The following is a 16,837-nucleotide window of genomic DNA, read 5'->3' as shown; positions in this document are numbered from 1 at the left end:
GACGTGGCTCAGACCGCGACTTTGTGGTCTGCAAGCTGCGGGCTGCTGACGCGGTAGATACCGATCTCACCTAACAGATTAGGCCATAGCTTACTGGCCCACCCGTGGCGGTGCTGTTGATCCACGGCAAGCCGATCAATGACCTTCGCATCACGTTCGCGGCAAAGTTCTTCAAAATCTTCGAAGGTGCAGAAGTGGATGTTCGGCGTGTTGTACCAGGTGTACGGCAGAAACTCGGAAACTGGCATGCGGCCCTTGCTCGCCAGATACCAGCGGCAGCGCCAGTGGCCGAAGTTGGGGAACGTGATGATGCATTGGCGACCGACCCGGAGCATTTCGTCGAGGATCTTGTCCGGGTAGTGCACGGCTTGCAGGGCCTGGGTCATGACGACGATGTCGAAACTGTTGCTGGCGAAGTTGCCCAGCCCCTTGTCCAGATCCTGCTCGATGACGTTGATGCCTTTGGCCACGCACTCGGCGATGTTGTCGGCGTCGTTTTCCAGGCCATAACCGGTGACGTTCTTGTTGTCGCGCAGCCAGGTCAGCAGCTCGCCGTCACCGCAACCGAGGTCGAGGACGCGGCTGCCGGCGGGGATCCATTCCTGGATGATTTCCAGATCAGCTCTCATGGCTTTCTCACAACGTGATGCGGTTCATGTAATTGCCGAACGCCTGCAAGTAGCGCGGGATCGGAATCAGGAAGGCGTCGTGGCCCTGCGGTGCGTCGATTTCCAGATAGCTGACGTCTTTGCGCGCGGCCATCAACGCATCCACCAGCTCACGCGAACGTGCCGGGGAAAAGCGCCAGTCAGTGGTGAATGACATCACGCAGAACTTGGCCGTGGCGTTTGCAAAGGTTTTCGCCAGGTCATCGTCGAAGTTCGCCGCCGGATCGAAGTAATCCAGCGCCTTGGTCATCAACAGATAGGTGTTGGCATCGAAACGGCCCGAGAACTCTTCGCCCTGATAACGCAGGTAGCTTTCGACCTGGAACTCGACACTGTGGAAGTCGTAGTTGAGCTTTTCGCTCTTCAGGCCGCGGCCGAATTTTTCGCCCATCGAATCGTCGGACAGGTAGGTGATGTGGCCGACCATGCGCGCCAGCATCAAGCCGCGCTTGGGAATCACGCCCGCTTCCTGGAACGAGCCGCCGTGGAATTCCGGGTCAGTGAGGATCGCCTGACGCGCGACTTCGTTGAAGGCGATGTTCTGCGCCGACAGCTTCGGCGCCGAGGCGATGGCCAGGCAGTGACGCACGCGATCTGGATAGGTGATGGTCCATTGCAACGCCTGCATGCCGCCGAGACTGCCGCCAATCACTGCCGCCCACTGGCCGATGCCGAGCAGGTCGGCGAGATGCGCCTGGCTGTGCACCCAGTCTTCCACGGTGAGTACCGGGAAGTCGGCACCGAACGGCTTGCCGGTCTCCGGGTTGATGCTGCTCGGGCCGGTAGAGCCGTTGCAGCCGCCGAGGTTGTTCAGGCTGACCACGAAGAACTTGCTGGTGTCGATCGGTTTGCCGGGGCCGATGCAGCTGTCCCACCAACCGGGCTTGCGGTCGTCGACGCTGTGATAGCCGGCCGCGTGATGATGGCCGGACAAGGCGTGGCAAATCAGCACGGCGTTGCTCGCTTGCGCGTTCAGCGTGCCATAGGTTTCATAGATCAGGTCATAGGCGGCCAGCGAACGGCCGCAGGCCAGCGCCAGCGGTTCGCTGAAGTGCGCGGTTTGCGGCGTCACCAGACCAACAGAATCGGGGGGAAAGGCAGTTGGCATCGACCCTGCTCTCGTTGAAATGAGGCGTAAGTCTAAAGACCGGGGGGGTTAGCGGCAAGCAACGATCGGGCCCTGATGTGTTCGCTTCTGACCGAGGTGCGGCCATTCGCGAGCAAGCCCGCTCCCACAGGGGATCGCATTCCAATGTGGGAGCGGGCTTGCTCGCGAATGGGGCGACTCGGTGCTTCAGTTTGGGCGCACCAGGTCAGGCAAATCCGGCAACTTCTTCGGCGAGCAGATTTTCACTCGCTTCTGCCGGTTCAGCTCGCCACTGAGCAAACTGACCTGGCTTTTCGAAACGCCAAACGCCTTGGCCAGAAAGCCCATCAGACAAGCATTGGCCTTGCCCTCGACCGGCGGCGCGGTCAGGCGGATCTTCAGACGATCACCGTGCAGCCCGGCGAAGTCATCGCTGCGGGCTGCCGGTTGCAGGTGACACTCGAGGATCAAGTCGTCACCGTCCCATCGGAACCAGCTCACATCAGCAGGCGGAGGATTTCCGGCATCATCGTCATCGCTGCCAGATTGTTGATCACCAGCATGTCGATCAGCTTCAGCGCGAGGAAGGCGAAGATCGGCGACAGATCCAGACCGCCAAGGTTTGGCAGGATTTTGCGGAACGGTGCCAGCGCTGGCTCGCAGATCTGGTTGACCAGTTCAGCACCCGGATTGTGGCTGCCCGGCGCGACCCACGACAGAATCACGCTGATGATCAGGGCGAAGAAGAAAATCTTCAGGAACAGCGCGGTCACACCAATGATCGACCAGATGAACAGTTGCAGCGGGTTACCGGTGGTGCCGTAAGTCAGCAGCAGGGTCAGCGCCATCAGCGCCAGTTGCACCAGAATCGCCAATACCAGCGACGACATGTCGAGGCCGAACAAGCTCGGGATGATTCGACGCAGCGGCTTGAGCAGTGGCTGGGTCGCTTTGACGATGAACTGGCACAGCGGGTTGTAGAAGTTCGCCCGCACCAATTGCAGCACGAAACGCAGCAGCACGATCAGCAGGTAAAGGCTGCCGAGGGTTTGCAGCACGTAAACCGCTGCAGTGTTCAATCCAATCATGTAAGGCTCCTTATTTGCCCAGTTGTTCGGCCATTTCGGCCGAGCGGTGCGCGGCGGCGCCGAGTGCGGTTTCGACCAGGGCTTCGAAGCCATTGGCCTGGAATGATTTGATTGCAGCTTCTGTGGTGCCATTTGGCGAGGTCACGCGACGACGCAGTTCGGCTGCGTCAACGTCGCTGGAGGCGGCCATGTGCGCGGCGCCGAGTGCGGTTTGCAGGGTCAGCTGTTCAGCGATGTCTTTTGGCAGGCCGAGTTTGACGCCGGCGGCGGTCATGGCTTCGATCAACAGGAAGAAATACGCCGGACCGGAGCCGGACACCGCAGTGACCGCGTCCAGTTGCTGTTCTTCGTTCAGCCACAGGGCGATGCCCACGGCAGACAGCAGTTCTTCAGCTTGCTGACGCTGTTCGGCGGTGACTTCGCTGGTCGCGTACAGACCGCTGACGCCCTGACGCAGCAGCGCCGGGGTGTTCGGCATGCAGCGCACGATCGGCTGCTCGCCGAGCCACGCGGTCATGCTCGCGCAAGTGATGCCAGCCGCGATGGAGACCACCAGTTGATTGGGTTTCAGGCTTGGGCGAATCGCCTCGCACACGGCTTTCATCGCCTGCGGCTTGACTGCCAGCACAATCACATCGACGCCGTCGATGGCCTGGGCGTTGTCGGCAAAGGTTTCGATGCCGTGTTCGGCGCTGACCTTGGCGCGGGTTTCTTCACCCGGGTCGCTGGCGCGGATCTGCGCCGCTTCCAGACCCTTGGCGCGCAGGCCGCCAATCAGACTGGCCGCCATGTTGCCCGCACCGATAAACGCAATACGTGTGTTGCTCATGTGTGGTCCTTATCTGGAAACGTTCAAGACTGGGAATAATCGCGGGCGCCAAACAGGGCCGTACCGATACGAACCCAAGTGGCGCCTTGGGCAATGGCCGACTCAAGGTCGTGGCTCATGCCCATGGACAGTGTGTCGAGTGGTAAGCCGAGGCTCGCCTGCAACTTCTGCACGGCGGCGAAGGCCGCGTCTTGCTCGGCGCGATCTTCAGTCGGCTCGGGAATCGCCATCAAACCGCGCAGTTGCAGGCGCGGCAAAGCGCTGATCGCGGCAGCCAGAGCCGGCAGATCGGCCGGGGTGCAGCCAGATTTGCTGGCTTCACCGCTGACGTTGACCTGAATGCAGATGTTCAGCGGCGGCAGTTCGGCCGAGCGCTGTTCAGACAGACGTTGAGCGATTTTCAGGCGATCCACGGAGTGCACCCAGTCGAAATGCTCGGCAATCGCCCGAGTCTTGTTCGATTGAATGGGGCCGATGAAGTGCCAGATCAAGGGCAGATCGGCCAGGTCGAGCTGTTTGCCCAAGGCTTCCTGCAAGTAATTCTCGCCAAAGTCACGCAGGCCGGCGGCGTACGCTTCGCGCAAGGCCTCGGCAGGCTTGGTCTTGCTCACGGCGAGCAATTGAACGCTGTTTTCAGGACGGTGTGCGGCTTGGATCGCGGTCTGGATGCGCGAACCAACGTGGAGAATGTTGTCTGCTATCGTGGACATCAAGAGGCGCCGGCGGTCTGAAGGTTCGCGGCATTCTACTGGAATTGAGGAGCGCTATGGATATCACTGAACTGCTGGCCTTCAGCGCCAAACAGGGAGCTTCCGACCTGCACCTGTCGGCCGGTCTGCCGCCGATGATCCGCGTCGATGGTGATGTGCGGCGGATCAATCTGCCGGCGCTGGATCACAAGCAAGTGCACGAATTGATCTACGACATCATGAACGACACCCAGCGGGTCGACTTCGAGAAACATCTGGAAACCGACTTTTCCTTCGAAGTCCCCGGTGTCGCGCGGTTTCGGGTTAACGCCTTTAACCAGAACCGTGGCGCGGGGGCGGTGTTTCGCACCATCCCGTCGAAAGTGCTGAGCATGGAAGACCTCGCCATGGGCGATGTCTTCCGCAAGATCACCGATGCGCCGCGTGGGCTGGTGCTGGTCACCGGGCCGACCGGTTCGGGCAAGTCGACCACACTGGCGGCGATGATCGACTACCTCAACACCCATCGCCATCACCACATCCTGACCATTGAAGATCCGATCGAATTCGTTCACGAATCGCGCAAATGCCTGATCAATCAGCGTGAAGTCCACCGTGATACCCGCAGCTTCGCCACGGCCTTGCGCTCGGCGCTGCGGGAGGACCCGGACGTGATCCTGGTCGGTGAGATGCGCGATCTGGAAACCATTCGCCTGGCGCTGACTGCTGCCGAGACCGGGCATTTGGTGTTTGGCACGCTGCACACGACTTCAGCGGCGAAAACCATCGACCGGGTGGTGGATGTGTTCCCCGGTGACGAGAAGTCGATGGTCCGCTCGATGCTCTCGGAGTCGTTGCTGGCGGTGGTCTCGCAGACGCTGATCAAGAAGATCGGCGGCGGACGGGTGGCGGCGCACGAGATCATGCTGGGGACGTCGGCGATCCGCAACCTGATCCGCGAAGACAAGGTGGCGCAGATGTACTCGGCGATTCAGACCGGTGGCTCGCTGGGGATGCAGACACTGGATATGTGCCTGAAGGATCTGGTGACCAAAGGCTTGATCAGCCGCGAGCATGCGCGGGAGAAGGCGCGTACGCCGGATAATTTTTAAACGCCAAAAGCAAAAGATCGCAGCCTTCGGCAGCTCCTACAGGGAAATGCATTCCAATTGCAGGAGCTGCCGCAGGCTGCGATCTTTTGATCTTGCTTCGAAGACTTAGCGCTGAACGACGCGCATCTGCTTGCTCGCAGGCTCTTTCGGCAACACGCGCTTGGCAACCACGTAATGCTGTTCCCAATACGGCTTGTTCAGCGTATCGATGCTCACCGCTTTGCCACGACGCGGGGCGTGGATGAAGCGGTCGTTGCCCAGGTAGATGGCAACGTGGTTGACCCGACGGCTCTTGATGTTGAAGAAAATCAGGTCGCCCGGCTTCAGATCCTTGCGCTCGACTTTCTCGCCGTGGCCGCTGGCCATGGCGTTGGAGGTGCGTGGCAGGTCGAACGTGGCGTCGTTGAACGCGTATTTCACCAGGCCGCTGCAATCGAAGCCTTTACTTGGGCTGCTGCCGCCCCAACGATAAGGTGTACCGAGGACGTTCACCGCACGGCTCAGCACATTGCTGCTTTCCTTGCTCGCCATCGGTGGCACCAGCTTGCTGTGGCTCTTGCTGCTCAGCGTGGTGGTTTTGCTTTTGCTGCTTTTGCTCGATGGAGCCGAAGCATGGGATTTAGGGGTGAAGCCGTTAACGTTGGGAAGACGTTGCTCACGATTGGTGGCGTGGGCGGCCAGTGGCATTAATAGGCAGATGGTTAGCCATGTCTTGAAAAATGGTCGCATTAGGCGTGGCTCTTCAGTGATAGCGCGCAACTTTATAACAGCTTTTTTGTCCCTTCTGAGTCCGTTGGTCGATTCAGCTTGTGGGCAACGGAACCAAATAAGCGGCAGATTGACGCGATTGTCGGACACAAGTGCGGTGTAATAAGGCTTTGCGCAAGGTGTAACAGTGAAGAGCCACTTGTCGGCTCGACACAAAAAAGTCACAGAAAGTCAGAAAAAATTTATCTATCGAGGCAAATGAGGTCATCCATGAACCGCTATCAGCAGGTTGCACAACCCCAGGATACGCACAGCAAGGTGATCGGTTATCTGCTGTGGATTTTTGGCTTTACCGGTGCTCATCGTTTTTATTACGGCAAGCCGGTGACCGGGACGATCTGGTTTTTTACCTTTGGTTTGCTCGGGATTGGCTGGTTGATCGACGTGTTCCTGATCCCGGCGATGGACCGTGAAGCGGATCTGCGTTTTACCGCAGGGCCGATCGAATACAACGTGGCGTGGATTCTGCTGACGTTCCTCGGCGCGCTGGGCGTGCACCGGATGTATCAGGGCAAGTGGATCAGCGGACTGATCTATCTGCTGACGGGCGGGTTGTTCTTTCTGGGGGTGCTGTATGACTTCTGGACGCTGAACGATCAGGTTTCCGTGCGCAACGCTGAGAATCGCGGCGCGTTCCAATAACCCTTCGCGAGCAAGCCCGCTCCCACAGGGGATTTGTGTCGATCACAGATCCAATGTGGGAGCGGGCTTGCTCGCGAATGCAGGCAACCCGGTATCAAGCCTGGTGGCTGATCCGGCCATCCACCAGGGTATAGCGAACCACCCCAGGCAATGTATGCCCGATGAACGGGCAGTTCTCACCCTTCGACAGCCAATTCTCACCAGCCACCGTCGAAGCCTGCGGATCGAACAGCACGATATCCGCCGCCCCACCGACCGCCAGCTTGCCCGCCGGCAGGCGCAATGCCTCAGCCGGGCCAGCGCTCAGACGCGCCAGCAGCGTCGGCAGATCCAGCAAACCGTCCTCAACCAGCGTCATCGCCAGCGGCAGCAACAGCTCAACACTGCTGATGCCCGGCTCGGTTGCGCCGAACGGCGCCAGCTTGGCGTCACGCTCGTGCGGCTGGTGATGGCTGGAGATCGCCGAGACCACACCGGACTTCACTGCTGCGCGCAGACCATCACGGTCAGCGCGAGTGCGCAGCGGCGGCTGCACGTGATACAGGCTGCTGAAGTCGATCAGCGCTTCGTCAGTCAGAATCAGCTGATACAACGCGACATCCGCCGTCACCTGCAAGCCACGGGCCTGCGCCTGCGCGATCAGCGCCACGCCGCGAGCACTGGTCAACTGGCTGAAGTGTGCACGCACGCCGGTTTGCTCGACCAGCAGCAGGTCCCGGGCCAGGGCCACGGTTTCAGCGGTTTCCGGAATCCCCGGCAGACCGAGGAAGCTGGCCACCGCGCCTTCGTGAGCCAGACCGCCCTCAGCCAGATCGTGATCCTGCGAGTTGAAGATGACGGTCAGGTCGAAGGTAGCCGCGTATTCCAGCGCCCGGCACAAAGTGCGGGTGTTGCGGAAGCTCTCCAGTCCGTTGCCGAACGCCACGCAACCAGCGTCGCGCAACGCGACCAGCTCAGCCAGTTGCTCGCCGTCCAGACCTTTGCTCAGCGCGCCAATCGGGAACACCTTGGTGTTGCCGGCTTCGCGGGCGCGGTCGAGGATCAGTTCGGCCACGGCGGAAGTGTCGAGCACCGGTTTGGTTTTTGGCGGGCAGCACAGGCTGGTCACGCCACCGGCAGCGGCGGCGCGGGTTTCGCTGATGATCGAGCCTTTGCGGCTGTAGCCCGGCTCACGCAGGGCCACGTTGAGGTCGACCAACCCTGGAGCCGCGACAAGGCCTTGGGCGTCGATGGTTTCTACTGCCGTGAAACCCGCTGGGGCGGCGCCGAGGGCGACGATCTTGCAGGCTTCAACGTGAATGTCGGTGATTTGATCCAGGCCGCTGCTTGGATCGATGACGCGTGCGCCGAGAATGCTGAGCTTCACTGGGCGTTCTCCTGCTCGAATTGGCGCTGGGCGGTTTGCCCGCTCATGGCCATGGACAACACGGCCATACGAATCGCGATGCCGTAGGTGACCTGATTGAGGATCACCGAGTGCGGGCCGTCGGCCACTGCGGACTCGATTTCCACGCCACGGTTGATCGGCCCCGGGTGCATGACGATGCAATCCGGTTTGGCCCCGGCCAGACGTGCGGTGGTCAGGCCGAACAGGCGGTAGAACTCGCCTTCGCTCGGCAGCAGGCCGCCGGTCATGCGTTCACGCTGCAGGCGCAGCATGATCACCACGTCGACGTCTTTCAGGCCTTCGGTCATGTCGGTGTAGACCTTCACGCCGTATTGCTCGATGCCGATCGGCAGCAAGGTCTTCGGCGCGATCACGCGGATGTCCGGGCAACCGAGGGTTTTCAGCGCGAGCATGTTCGAACGTGCCACCCTCGAGTGCAGGATGTCGCCGACGATGGCCACCGAAAGGTTTTCGAAGCTGCCCTTGTGCCGACGAATGGTGAGCATGTCGAGCATGCCCTGCGTCGGATGCGCGTGACGGCCGTCGCCACCGTTGATGATCGCCACTTGCGGGCAAACATGTTCGGCGATGAAGTGCGCAGCGCCGGAATCACCGTGGCGCACGACGAACATGTCGGCGGCCATGGCTTCGAGGTTGCGCAGGGTGTCGAGCAGGGTTTCGCCCTTGCTTGCCGACGAGGTCGACACGTTCAGGGTGATCACGTCCGCCGACAGCCGCTGGGCCGCCAGTTCGAAGGTGGTGCGGGTGCGTGTGGAGTTTTCGAAGAATACGTTGCACACGGTCTTGCCGCGCAGCAACGGGACCTTCTTCACCGCCCGGGCACCGACTTCGAGGAACGAGTCGGCAGTGTCGAGGATTTCCGTCAGCAACTCGCGGCGCAGGCCGTCGAGCGAGAGGAAGTGGCGCAGCTGGCCCTGATCATTGAGCTGCAGCGGGCGCTTGGTATCTAGAGGCGTCATCGCGAAGGGGACTCTCAATAGGGCGGATTAAAGGTTGAAGTCTTGCAGTTCGAGCGTCAGCGGCTCGGGGCCGGACAGCTTCACCCGTTCGTGAGCGGCCAGCGACAAGGTTGCGCCGACCACGTTGGGGCGGATCGGCAGCTCACCGGCGTCCAGATCCAGCAGGCAGACCAGGGTCACGCTGGCCGGGCGGCCGTAGTCGAACAATTCGTTCATGGCGGCGCGGATGGTGCGGCCGCTCATCAATACGTCGTCGATCAGCACCAGATGCTGGCCTTCGATCTCGAAGGGCAGGGCGGACGGGCGCACTTGCGGGTGCAGACCGTTCTGGCTGAAGTCGTCGCGGTAGAAGGACACATCGAGCGTGCCCAGTGGCGCGTCGCTGCCCAATTCCTTGAGCAGAGCCTGCGCGACCCAGATGCCGCCAGTGCGAATGCCGATGTAACGCGGTTCAGAGATTTCACGCTGGGCAAGGTGCGCCTTGAGGCGGGTCGCCATCTGGCTGATCAGATCGGCGGGATTTGGCAGGCTCATGGTTGCTCCTTGTTGGGGGCGAGCCGGGTCCTTGGACGCGGCTCGGTTTTTCACTCAAAAGAAAAGCGCCGAAGCGCTTGTCAGGATTCAAACAATGCAGTGTTTTCATCGAGCCAGCCCTGCAACAGCAGAGCGGCGGCGATGGCGTCCACCGGGTTGTCGCGGTAACTGCCTTTCTGGCCGCCACGCACCAATCGCTCGCCTTTGGCCTCGAAGGTGGTCAGGCGCTCGTCGTGGGTATAGAAGGGCACGTTGAAACGGCCGTTGAGGCGGCGGGCGAATTTCTCCGCGCGCAGGCACATTTCGCTCGGCGTGCCGTCCATGTTCAGCGGCAGGCCGACGACCACAGCGTCGGGTTTCCATTCCTTGAACAGCGCTTCAACCTGATTCCAGTCGGGAATACCGTTTTGCGCTTTCAGGGTGCACAGCTCGCGGGCCTGGCCGGTAATCACCTGGCCGACCGCGACGCCGATCTGTTTGGTGCCGTAGTCGAAGCCGAGAATCAGGCGCAGGGCCATCAGGCGTGACCTGCCTGGCTCGTCAGCAGGCTGAGGTTGATCCCCAGGTGCCGGGCCGCCGCTTCGAGGCGCAATTCGCTGCTGGTGTTGAAGAGGATGTCGGCGTCGTACGGGCAGGTCAGCCAGGCGTTGTCGGCCATTTCGGCTTCCAGTTGCCCGGCTTCCCAACCGGCGTAACCGAGGGCAATCAGGCTTTTCGCCGGGCCGACGCCGTCCGCGATGGCGAACAGCACGTCCTGCGAGGTCGACAGGGCCAGCTCGCCGTCCAGTTGCGCGGTGGCCTGGAAGGTCTTGCCCGCCGGATGCAGAACAAAACCGCGATCGGTCTGCACCGGGCCGCCGATAAAGATCGGTACGTGCTGGCAGAGTGCTGGCGGCTCGATGTCCGGGCGCAGTTGCTCAAGAATGTCGGCCAGATTCAGCTCTTGCGGCCGGTTGACCACAATCCCCATAGCGCCATTGGCCGTGTGCTCGACGATGTAGGTCAAGGTATGGGCAAAGTTCGGGTCGGCCATGTGTGGCATGGCGATCAGGAATTGATGCTTGAGGTAGCTGGGGCTGACGTTTTTCATGTGCGCTAGTGTGGCGTTCGGGGGGCAAACTGACAAGCTGGAGATGTAAGCAACACACCGATCCAATGTGGGAGCGAGCCTGCTCGCGAAAGCGGTGTGTCATTCAACATTGATGTAGCTGATCCACCGCATTCGCGAGCAGGCTCGCTCCCACAGGGGGATTTGCGGTGTCTTTTAATTGCTGGAGAGCTTGTCGCCGCGGGCGAATTTCCAGGTGCGGATGATTTCCAGACGGTCGATGTCCGACAAGTCCCCGGTAAACGGGGCAAACGGCGCCGCCAACCGGACGATGCGCTGCGCCGCCTGATCCAGCAGCGGCTGGCCGGACGATTCCAGCACCAGCACTTCATACAGCGAGCCGTCGCGGTTGATCGAAACCATCAGGCGCAAATTGCCGTAGATCTGCTTGCGCCGGGCTTCTTCGGGGTAATTAAGGTTGCCGATTCGCTCGACCTTCTTGCGCCAGTCGTCTTTGTACCAGGCGCCCTTGTCGCGCATGGTCGACGCAGCGCTCAAGCGGTGGATGCGTGGGCGTTTGGCGTACAACTGTTGTTCTTTGGCCAGTTCGGCTTCGAGGCTGGCGATGTCGCTGGACAGCTGCGAGCTATCGAATTCCGGTGCGTCGACCGTCGGTTTGACTTCGGTCTTGGTTTCTTCTTTCTTGGTCGGCGCTTTTTTCGGCTTCGGCGCGACGGTGGTCACCGCAGCCTTGGGCGCGGCTTCCTGCACTTGCGGCTTGGCGGCCGGTGGCGGGGTGACTTTCTTGACCTGATTGTCCTGGAATGGCGCCACTTCAGTGGTCTTGGGGATCGCCTTCTTGTCCAGCGTGCCGCTGCCTTCCTGATGCTCTTGAGCGAGAAAGTCAGCCTTCTCCGGCTTCTTTTCGCTCTTGAAGGTGGCGAGGGTGATTTCCAGGGTTTTGCTGATTTGCTTGGGCTCGACCATCGTGAAGCCGACGCCGAGCAGCAGCGCCAAATGGATCAACGCAGCAAGGAATAAGGTAAATCCGAGGCGATCGGCCGGGCGCACGCCACGATGGGCGAGTTCTGCGGGCAGATCGGACGGGAGGGTCATGACAAGAAAACCAACATCGCGTTTTTCAGAGGCTGCGCATGATAACGCAATGTTGGTTTCACGCCTTGGGCTTCACGCTTCAAGCGACAGACTGCATGTGACGTGCATCAAGCTTGTGGCAATTTGCCGGCGGCTTGCAGCTTCTTCTCGATCGCATCCATCAACATGCCTCCGATGTCAGTGCCAAACGCATTGTCGATTTCACGGATGCAGGTCGGGCTGGTGACGTTGATTTCGGTGAGGCTTTCACCGATCACATCGAGACCGACGAACAGCAGGCCTTTCTCACGCAAGGTCGGGCCGACTTGAGCAGCGATCCAGCGATCCTTGTCAGTCAGCGGACGCGCTTCACCTCGACCACCGGCGGCGAGGTTGCCACGGGTTTCGCCGAGTGCCGGAATCCGCGCCAGGCAGTAATCCACCGGCTCGCCGTCGATCATCAGGATGCGCTTGTCGCCATCGACGATAGCCGGCAGGTAGCCCTGAATCATGATCTGCTGCTTGCCGTGCAAGGTCAGGGTTTCGAGGATCACCGACAGGTTCGGGTGGCCGGCGGTGTGGCGGAAGATCGACGAACCGCCCATGCCGTCCAGCGGCTTGAGGATTACGTCGCCGTGATGGTCGGCGAACTCACGCAGGACGTCCGGGCGACGGCTGACGATGGTCGGCGGCGTGCACTGCGGGAACAGCGTGGCGAACAGCTTTTCATTGCAGTCGCGCAGGCTTTGCGGCTTGTTCACTACCAGTACGCCAGCGGTTTCGGCCTGTTCGAGCAGGTAGGTGGAGTAGACGAACTCCATGTCGAACGGCGGATCCTTGCGCATCAGGATCACGTCCAGATCGCTCAGCAGGTTGTCCTGCTCGGCGTCCAGTTCGAACCATTTTTCCGGGTTGGCGAAGACTTTCAGCGGCTTCATGCGCCCGCGTGCCTGGCCTTCGGCCTGATACAGGTCGCTCTGCTCCATATAGAACAGTTCCCAGCCGCGCTTTTGCGCGGCCAGCAGCATGGCCAGCGAGCTATCCTTTTTATAGGAGATGCTGGCGATAGGGTCCATGACAATCCCGACGCGAACGCTCATTGGGTTTTCCTCGAAAATTGGCTACCGGATCGGTATTGAAAAAGTGCCGCCAGAGTGGCGCCGGGCGGGTTTTCGGTCAAGGAAAAACCCGTCGATAGATTGCATCTGGAGACTGTGCTAAAAAGGCTGGCGTAGCGTGCTGGCCCTTGAGCATCAAGGGTTTCGAGCCATTCATAACCGCAAAACGGACAAATTGATTCGCAAAGGCGACGGTAGAGCCCTCTTATGGAACAGCAGTCCAGCGCCTTGAAGGTCATGGTGATCGACGACTCGAAAACGATTCGTCGCACCGCCGAAACATTGTTGAAGAATGTCGGTTGCGAAGTGATCACGGCGATCGACGGTTTCGACGCCTTGGCGAAGATCGCCGACAACCATCCCGGGATCATTTTTGTCGACATCATGATGCCGCGTCTGGATGGTTATCAGACCTGCGCTTTAATCAAGAACAACAGTGCATTCAAGGCCACGCCGGTGATCATGCTGTCATCGCGTGACGGACTGTTCGACAAGGCCAAGGGGCGGATTGTCGGTTCCGATCAATTTTTGACCAAGCCTTTCAGCAAGGAAGAACTGCTCAGCGCGATCCAGGCCCATGTTCCGGGCTTCGCCGCCGTTCTGCCGCAGTAAGACACGTACAGTGATGCTCGGCCAGCGGGCCGGGGGTCGACAAGAAAAATGGGGAAAACCATGGCACGTATCCTGATCGTCGATGATTCGCCGACTGAAATGTACAAACTCACCGGCATGCTCGAAAAGCACGGCCATGAAGTGTTGAAGGCCGAAAACGGCGCCGACGGCGTGGCCCTGGCCCGTCAGGAAAAACCCGACGCGGTGCTGATGGACATCGTCATGCCCGGCCTCAACGGTTTTCAGGCGACCCGCCAACTGACCAAGGATGCCGAGACCAGCCACATCCCGGTGATCATCATCACCACCAAGGATCAGGAAACCGACAAGGTCTGGGGCACCCGCCAGGGCGCCAAGGACTACCTGACCAAACCGGTCGACGAAGACACCCTGATCAAGACCCTGAATAACGTGCTCAAAGGCTGATCGCGCGACCATGAGCGAATCGCTGACCGCGTTCGAACTGCTCTGGCAAATCGACCAGCGCTGCCGTTTGCTGGCGGCGGACCTGCCGTCGCAAGCGGCGCGTCGGGACCGCTGGAGCGGCATCGGCTTTCGCCTCGGCGAGCATTGGTATGTGGCGCCGATGGGCGAAGTCAGCGAAGTGCTGCACGAGCCGCGCTTCACCCAGTTGCCCGGGGTCAAGCCGTGGGTCAAAGGCGTGGCTAACCTGCGCGGGCGGCTGCTGCCGATCATGGATCTGTGCGGCTTTTTCGGGCATGAGCTGTCGCCGTTGCGTAAACAGCGGCGGGTGTTGGTGGTGGAACATGGGGATGTGTTTGCCGGGTTGATGGTCGATGAGGTCATTGGCCTGCAGCATTTCGAGCAGGACAGCTTCGAACCGATCTCGATCAGCAAGCGCCAGGGCTCGAAGGCCGAGTTCGTCAAAGGCTATTTCCGGCGTGAGCAGAACTGGCGGGTGTTCAGCCTGTTTGCCCTGGCCAAATCCCCGGTGTTCATGAGCGTCGCAATTTAGTCGAAACAACACAAATCCCATGTGGGAGCGGGCTTGCTCGCGAATACGGTCTGACATTCAAAGTTGATGCTGGCTGACCCACCGCATTCGCGAGCAAGCCCGCTCCCACATTGGATCGTGGCAGGTTTCATAGGCGAGGACCGATGACAAAAGCAAAAACAGGCAAGCCGGCGGAAGGATCGCGCAGTCGCTCGCAGATCATCGTGCTGTTCATCGCACTGATCGTGTTCATCATGCTGCTGTTCGCCAACTTCGCGTACCTCAACACCCAGGCGAACTACGACAAACAGTACATCGGCCACGCCGGTGAGCTGCGCGTGCTCTCGCAACGCATTGCCAAGAACGCCACCGAAGCCGCCGCCGGCAAGGCTGCCGCGTTCAAGCTGCTCAGCGATGCACGCAACGATTTCGCCTTGCGCTGGGGTTACCTGAAGAAGGGCGACGCGGTCACGGGCCTGCCGCCAGCCCCCGCCACCGTGCGCCCGGAAATGCGCGCTGTGCAGCTCGACTGGGAACGCCTGCTGAAAAACACCGACGCGATTCTCTCCAGCGAACAGACCGTGCTGTCGCTGCATCAGGTCGCCGCGACCCTGGCCGAAACCGTGCCACAGTTGCAGATCGAATACGAAAAAGTCGTCGAAATTCTTTTGCAACGCGGCGCTCCGGCGGCGCAAGTGGCCATGGCCCAACGTCAATCGCTGCTGGCCGAACGTATCCTCGGCGCGGTCAACACTGTGCTCGCCGGCGACGAAAACTCCCAGCAAGCCGCCGATGCCTTTGGCCGTGACGCCACGCGTTTCGGCCAAGTGCTCAACGGCATGCTGCAAGGCAACCCGACGCTGAAAATCAGCCAGGTCGAAGACCGCGACGCCCGCGCGCGTTTGAGCGAAATCTCCGAGCTGTTCCAGTTCGTCTCCGGCTCCGTCGATGAAATCCTCGAAACCTCGCCCGAGCTGTTCAAGGTTCGCGAATCGGCGAGCAACATCTTCAGCCTCTCGCAAACCCTGCTCGACGAAGCCTCGCACCTGGCCACCGGTTTCGAAAACCTTGCCGGCGGGCGCAACACCGACACTATCGGCGGTTACGTCCTCGGTTTGCTCGCGCTGGCCTCGATCATCCTCATCGGCATGGTCATGGTCCGTGAAACCAATCGGCAACTGCGTGAAACCGCCGAGAAGAACGAACGCAACCAGAACGCGATCATGCGCCTGCTCGACGAAATCGAAGACCTCGCCGACGGTGACCTCACGGTGACGGCCTCGGTGACCGAAGACTTCACCGGCACCATCGCCGACTCGATCAACTACTCCGTCGACCAACTGCGCGATCTGGTCGCGACCATCAACCTCACCGCCGGCCAGGTCGCCGCAGCGGTGCAGGAAACCCAGGCCACCGCGATGCATCTCGCGCAGGCCTCGGAGCATCAGGCCCAGCAGATTTCCGAAGCGTCGACGGCAATCAGCGACATGGCCGAATCCATCGATCAGGTCTCGGCCAACGCCGCTGAGTCTTCGGCGGTAGCCGAGCGCTCCGTGGAAATTGCCAACAAGGGCAACGAGGTGGTGCACAACACCATCCACGGCATGGACAACATTCGCGAACAGATTCAGGACACCGCCAAGCGCATCAAGCGTCTAGGCGAGTCGTCGCAGGAAATCGGCGACATCGTCAGCCTGATCGACGACATCGCCGACCAGACCAACATCCTTGCCCTCAACGCGGCGATTCAGGCGTCGATGGCCGGTGATGCCGGGCGCGGTTTTGCCGTGGTTGCCGACGAAGTGCAGCGCCTCGCCGAGCGCTCGTCCGCCGCCACTCGGCAGATCGAAACCCTGGTGCGGGCGATCCAGACCGATACCAACGAAGCCGTTATTTCCATGGAGCAAACCACCACCGAAGTGGTGCGCGGCGCGCGACTGGCGCAGGATGCCGGTGTGGCCCTGGAAGAAATCGAAGGCGTGTCGAAGACCCTTGCGGCGCTGATTCAAAGCATCTCCAACGCAGCGCAGCAGCAGACGTCTTCGGCCGGGCAGATCTCGCTGACGATGAACGTGATCCAGCAGATCACCTCGCAGACTTCGTCCGGTTCCACGGCCACCGCCGAAAGCATCGGCAACCTGGCGAAAATGGCCAGCCAGCTGCGCCGTTCGGTGTCCGGATTCACCTTGCCGGCAGCGTCCGCGCCGGCGACGGATAAAGTGTGA

Annotated in this window: 20 protein-coding genes; 6 read left to right on the top strand and 14 right to left on the bottom strand. The window is 60.7% G+C overall.

Annotation, left to right across the window (positions count from 1 at the left end; translation table 11 throughout):
* Positions 1 to 8: 8 nt before the first annotated feature.
* The 6 genes from metW to C2E19_RS27830 all read right to left on the bottom strand — a co-directional run bounded on the left by metW (position 9) and on the right by C2E19_RS27830 (position 4,382).
* Positions 9 to 629: a methionine biosynthesis protein MetW gene (metW, locus tag C2E19_RS27855; RefSeq protein WP_008083798.1), complete on the bottom strand. Its 621-nt coding sequence runs from the start codon at positions 627 to 629 to the stop codon at positions 9 to 11.
* A gap of 7 nt (positions 630 to 636) precedes the next feature.
* Positions 637 to 1,776, bottom strand: a complete 1,140-nt coding sequence (locus C2E19_RS27850) for a homoserine O-acetyltransferase (RefSeq protein WP_129395904.1) — start codon at positions 1,774 to 1,776, stop codon at positions 637 to 639.
* A gap of 186 nt (positions 1,777 to 1,962) precedes the next feature.
* Entirely contained in the window at positions 1,963 to 2,256 is a 294-nt protein-coding gene (locus tag C2E19_RS27845; RefSeq protein WP_129395903.1) for a DUF167 domain-containing protein, read from the bottom strand.
* The gene (locus C2E19_RS27840) at positions 2,253 to 2,843 is read right to left on the bottom strand and encodes a YggT family protein (protein ID WP_129395902.1); all 591 of its coding nucleotides are present in this window, start codon (positions 2,841 to 2,843) and stop codon (positions 2,253 to 2,255) included. The genes C2E19_RS27845 and C2E19_RS27840 overlap by 4 nt, the downstream gene beginning before the upstream one ends.
* Before the next feature lie 10 nt (positions 2,844 to 2,853).
* The gene (gene proC / locus C2E19_RS27835) at positions 2,854 to 3,672 is read right to left on the bottom strand and encodes a pyrroline-5-carboxylate reductase (RefSeq protein ID WP_129395901.1); all 819 of its coding nucleotides are present in this window, start codon (positions 3,670 to 3,672) and stop codon (positions 2,854 to 2,856) included.
* 23 nt (positions 3,673 to 3,695) lie between these two features.
* Entirely contained in the window at positions 3,696 to 4,382 is a 687-nt protein-coding gene (locus C2E19_RS27830; protein ID WP_129395900.1) for a YggS family pyridoxal phosphate-dependent enzyme, read from the bottom strand.
* Positions 4,383 to 4,438: 56 nt separating this feature from the next.
* Between C2E19_RS27830 and C2E19_RS27825 the strand changes: the two genes are divergently transcribed.
* Positions 4,439 to 5,473: a type IV pilus twitching motility protein PilT gene (locus C2E19_RS27825; RefSeq protein ID WP_007953348.1), complete on the top strand. Its 1,035-nt coding sequence runs from the start codon at positions 4,439 to 4,441 to the stop codon at positions 5,471 to 5,473.
* A 105-nt stretch (positions 5,474 to 5,578) separates the two neighbouring features.
* Here the strand turns inward: C2E19_RS27825 and C2E19_RS27820 are convergent, their stop codons facing one another.
* A complete protein-coding gene (locus C2E19_RS27820) occupies positions 5,579 to 6,202 on the bottom strand; it encodes a C40 family peptidase (protein ID WP_129395899.1) in 624 nt (207 codons plus the stop codon).
* A gap of 249 nt (positions 6,203 to 6,451) precedes the next feature.
* Here C2E19_RS27820 and C2E19_RS27815 point away from each other — a divergent pair, with 249 nt between their 5' ends.
* Entirely contained in the window at positions 6,452 to 6,883 is a 432-nt protein-coding gene (locus C2E19_RS27815) for an NINE protein (protein WP_129395898.1), read from the top strand.
* A gap of 94 nt (positions 6,884 to 6,977) precedes the next feature.
* On the opposite strand, the gene C2E19_RS27810 is transcribed toward C2E19_RS27815, so the two are convergent.
* From C2E19_RS27810 to gshB, 7 genes are all read right to left on the bottom strand, one after another.
* Positions 6,978 to 8,249 (bottom strand): dihydroorotase, encoded by a 1,272-nt coding sequence (locus tag C2E19_RS27810; protein ID WP_129395897.1) that lies wholly within the window; start codon positions 8,247 to 8,249, stop codon positions 6,978 to 6,980.
* Entirely contained in the window at positions 8,246 to 9,250 is a 1,005-nt protein-coding gene (locus C2E19_RS27805; RefSeq protein WP_095164512.1) for an aspartate carbamoyltransferase catalytic subunit, read from the bottom strand. The genes C2E19_RS27810 and C2E19_RS27805 overlap by 4 nt, the downstream gene beginning before the upstream one ends.
* A gap of 27 nt (positions 9,251 to 9,277) precedes the next feature.
* Positions 9,278 to 9,784 (bottom strand): bifunctional pyr operon transcriptional regulator/uracil phosphoribosyltransferase PyrR, encoded by a 507-nt coding sequence (gene pyrR / locus C2E19_RS27800; protein WP_016985973.1) that lies wholly within the window; start codon positions 9,782 to 9,784, stop codon positions 9,278 to 9,280.
* A gap of 80 nt (positions 9,785 to 9,864) precedes the next feature.
* Entirely contained in the window at positions 9,865 to 10,302 is a 438-nt protein-coding gene (gene ruvX, locus C2E19_RS27795) for a Holliday junction resolvase RuvX (RefSeq protein ID WP_007913667.1), read from the bottom strand.
* The gene (locus tag C2E19_RS27790; RefSeq protein ID WP_129395896.1) at positions 10,302 to 10,874 is read right to left on the bottom strand and encodes a YqgE/AlgH family protein; all 573 of its coding nucleotides are present in this window, start codon (positions 10,872 to 10,874) and stop codon (positions 10,302 to 10,304) included. The genes ruvX and C2E19_RS27790 overlap by 1 nt, the downstream gene beginning before the upstream one ends.
* Positions 10,875 to 11,048: 174 nt before the next feature.
* Positions 11,049 to 11,948 (bottom strand): energy transducer TonB, encoded by a 900-nt coding sequence (locus tag C2E19_RS27785; protein WP_064388085.1) that lies wholly within the window; start codon positions 11,946 to 11,948, stop codon positions 11,049 to 11,051.
* A gap of 107 nt (positions 11,949 to 12,055) precedes the next feature.
* The gene (gene gshB / locus C2E19_RS27780; protein ID WP_129395895.1) at positions 12,056 to 13,027 is read right to left on the bottom strand and encodes a glutathione synthase; all 972 of its coding nucleotides are present in this window, start codon (positions 13,025 to 13,027) and stop codon (positions 12,056 to 12,058) included.
* A gap of 225 nt (positions 13,028 to 13,252) precedes the next feature.
* On the opposite strand from gshB, the gene pilG reads away from it, so the two are divergent.
* The 4 genes from pilG (at position 13,253) to C2E19_RS27760 (ending at position 16,837) form a co-directional block, all read left to right on the top strand.
* The gene (gene pilG, locus C2E19_RS27775; protein ID WP_116028398.1) at positions 13,253 to 13,657 is read left to right on the top strand and encodes a twitching motility response regulator PilG; all 405 of its coding nucleotides are present in this window, start codon (positions 13,253 to 13,255) and stop codon (positions 13,655 to 13,657) included.
* Between the two features lie 60 nt (positions 13,658 to 13,717).
* Complete coding sequence (gene pilH / locus C2E19_RS27770; protein WP_008084306.1) at positions 13,718 to 14,083, top strand: twitching motility response regulator PilH; 366 nt, start codon at positions 13,718 to 13,720, stop codon at positions 14,081 to 14,083.
* Positions 14,084 to 14,093: 10 nt separating this feature from the next.
* Positions 14,094 to 14,633, top strand: coding sequence for a chemotaxis protein CheW (locus tag C2E19_RS27765; protein ID WP_129395894.1), 540 nt, complete (start codon positions 14,094 to 14,096; stop codon positions 14,631 to 14,633).
* Positions 14,634 to 14,776: 143 nt separating this feature from the next.
* Entirely contained in the window at positions 14,777 to 16,837 is a 2,061-nt protein-coding gene (locus tag C2E19_RS27760; protein ID WP_129395893.1) for a methyl-accepting chemotaxis protein, read from the top strand.

The organism is Pseudomonas sp. DTU12.3 (assembly GCF_004124275.1).
Lineage (GTDB): Bacteria > Pseudomonadota > Gammaproteobacteria > Pseudomonadales > Pseudomonadaceae > Aquipseudomonas > Aquipseudomonas helmanticensis.
Note: the sequence above shows the minus strand (reverse complement) of the source record. Positions and strands in the feature narration are given on the sequence as shown.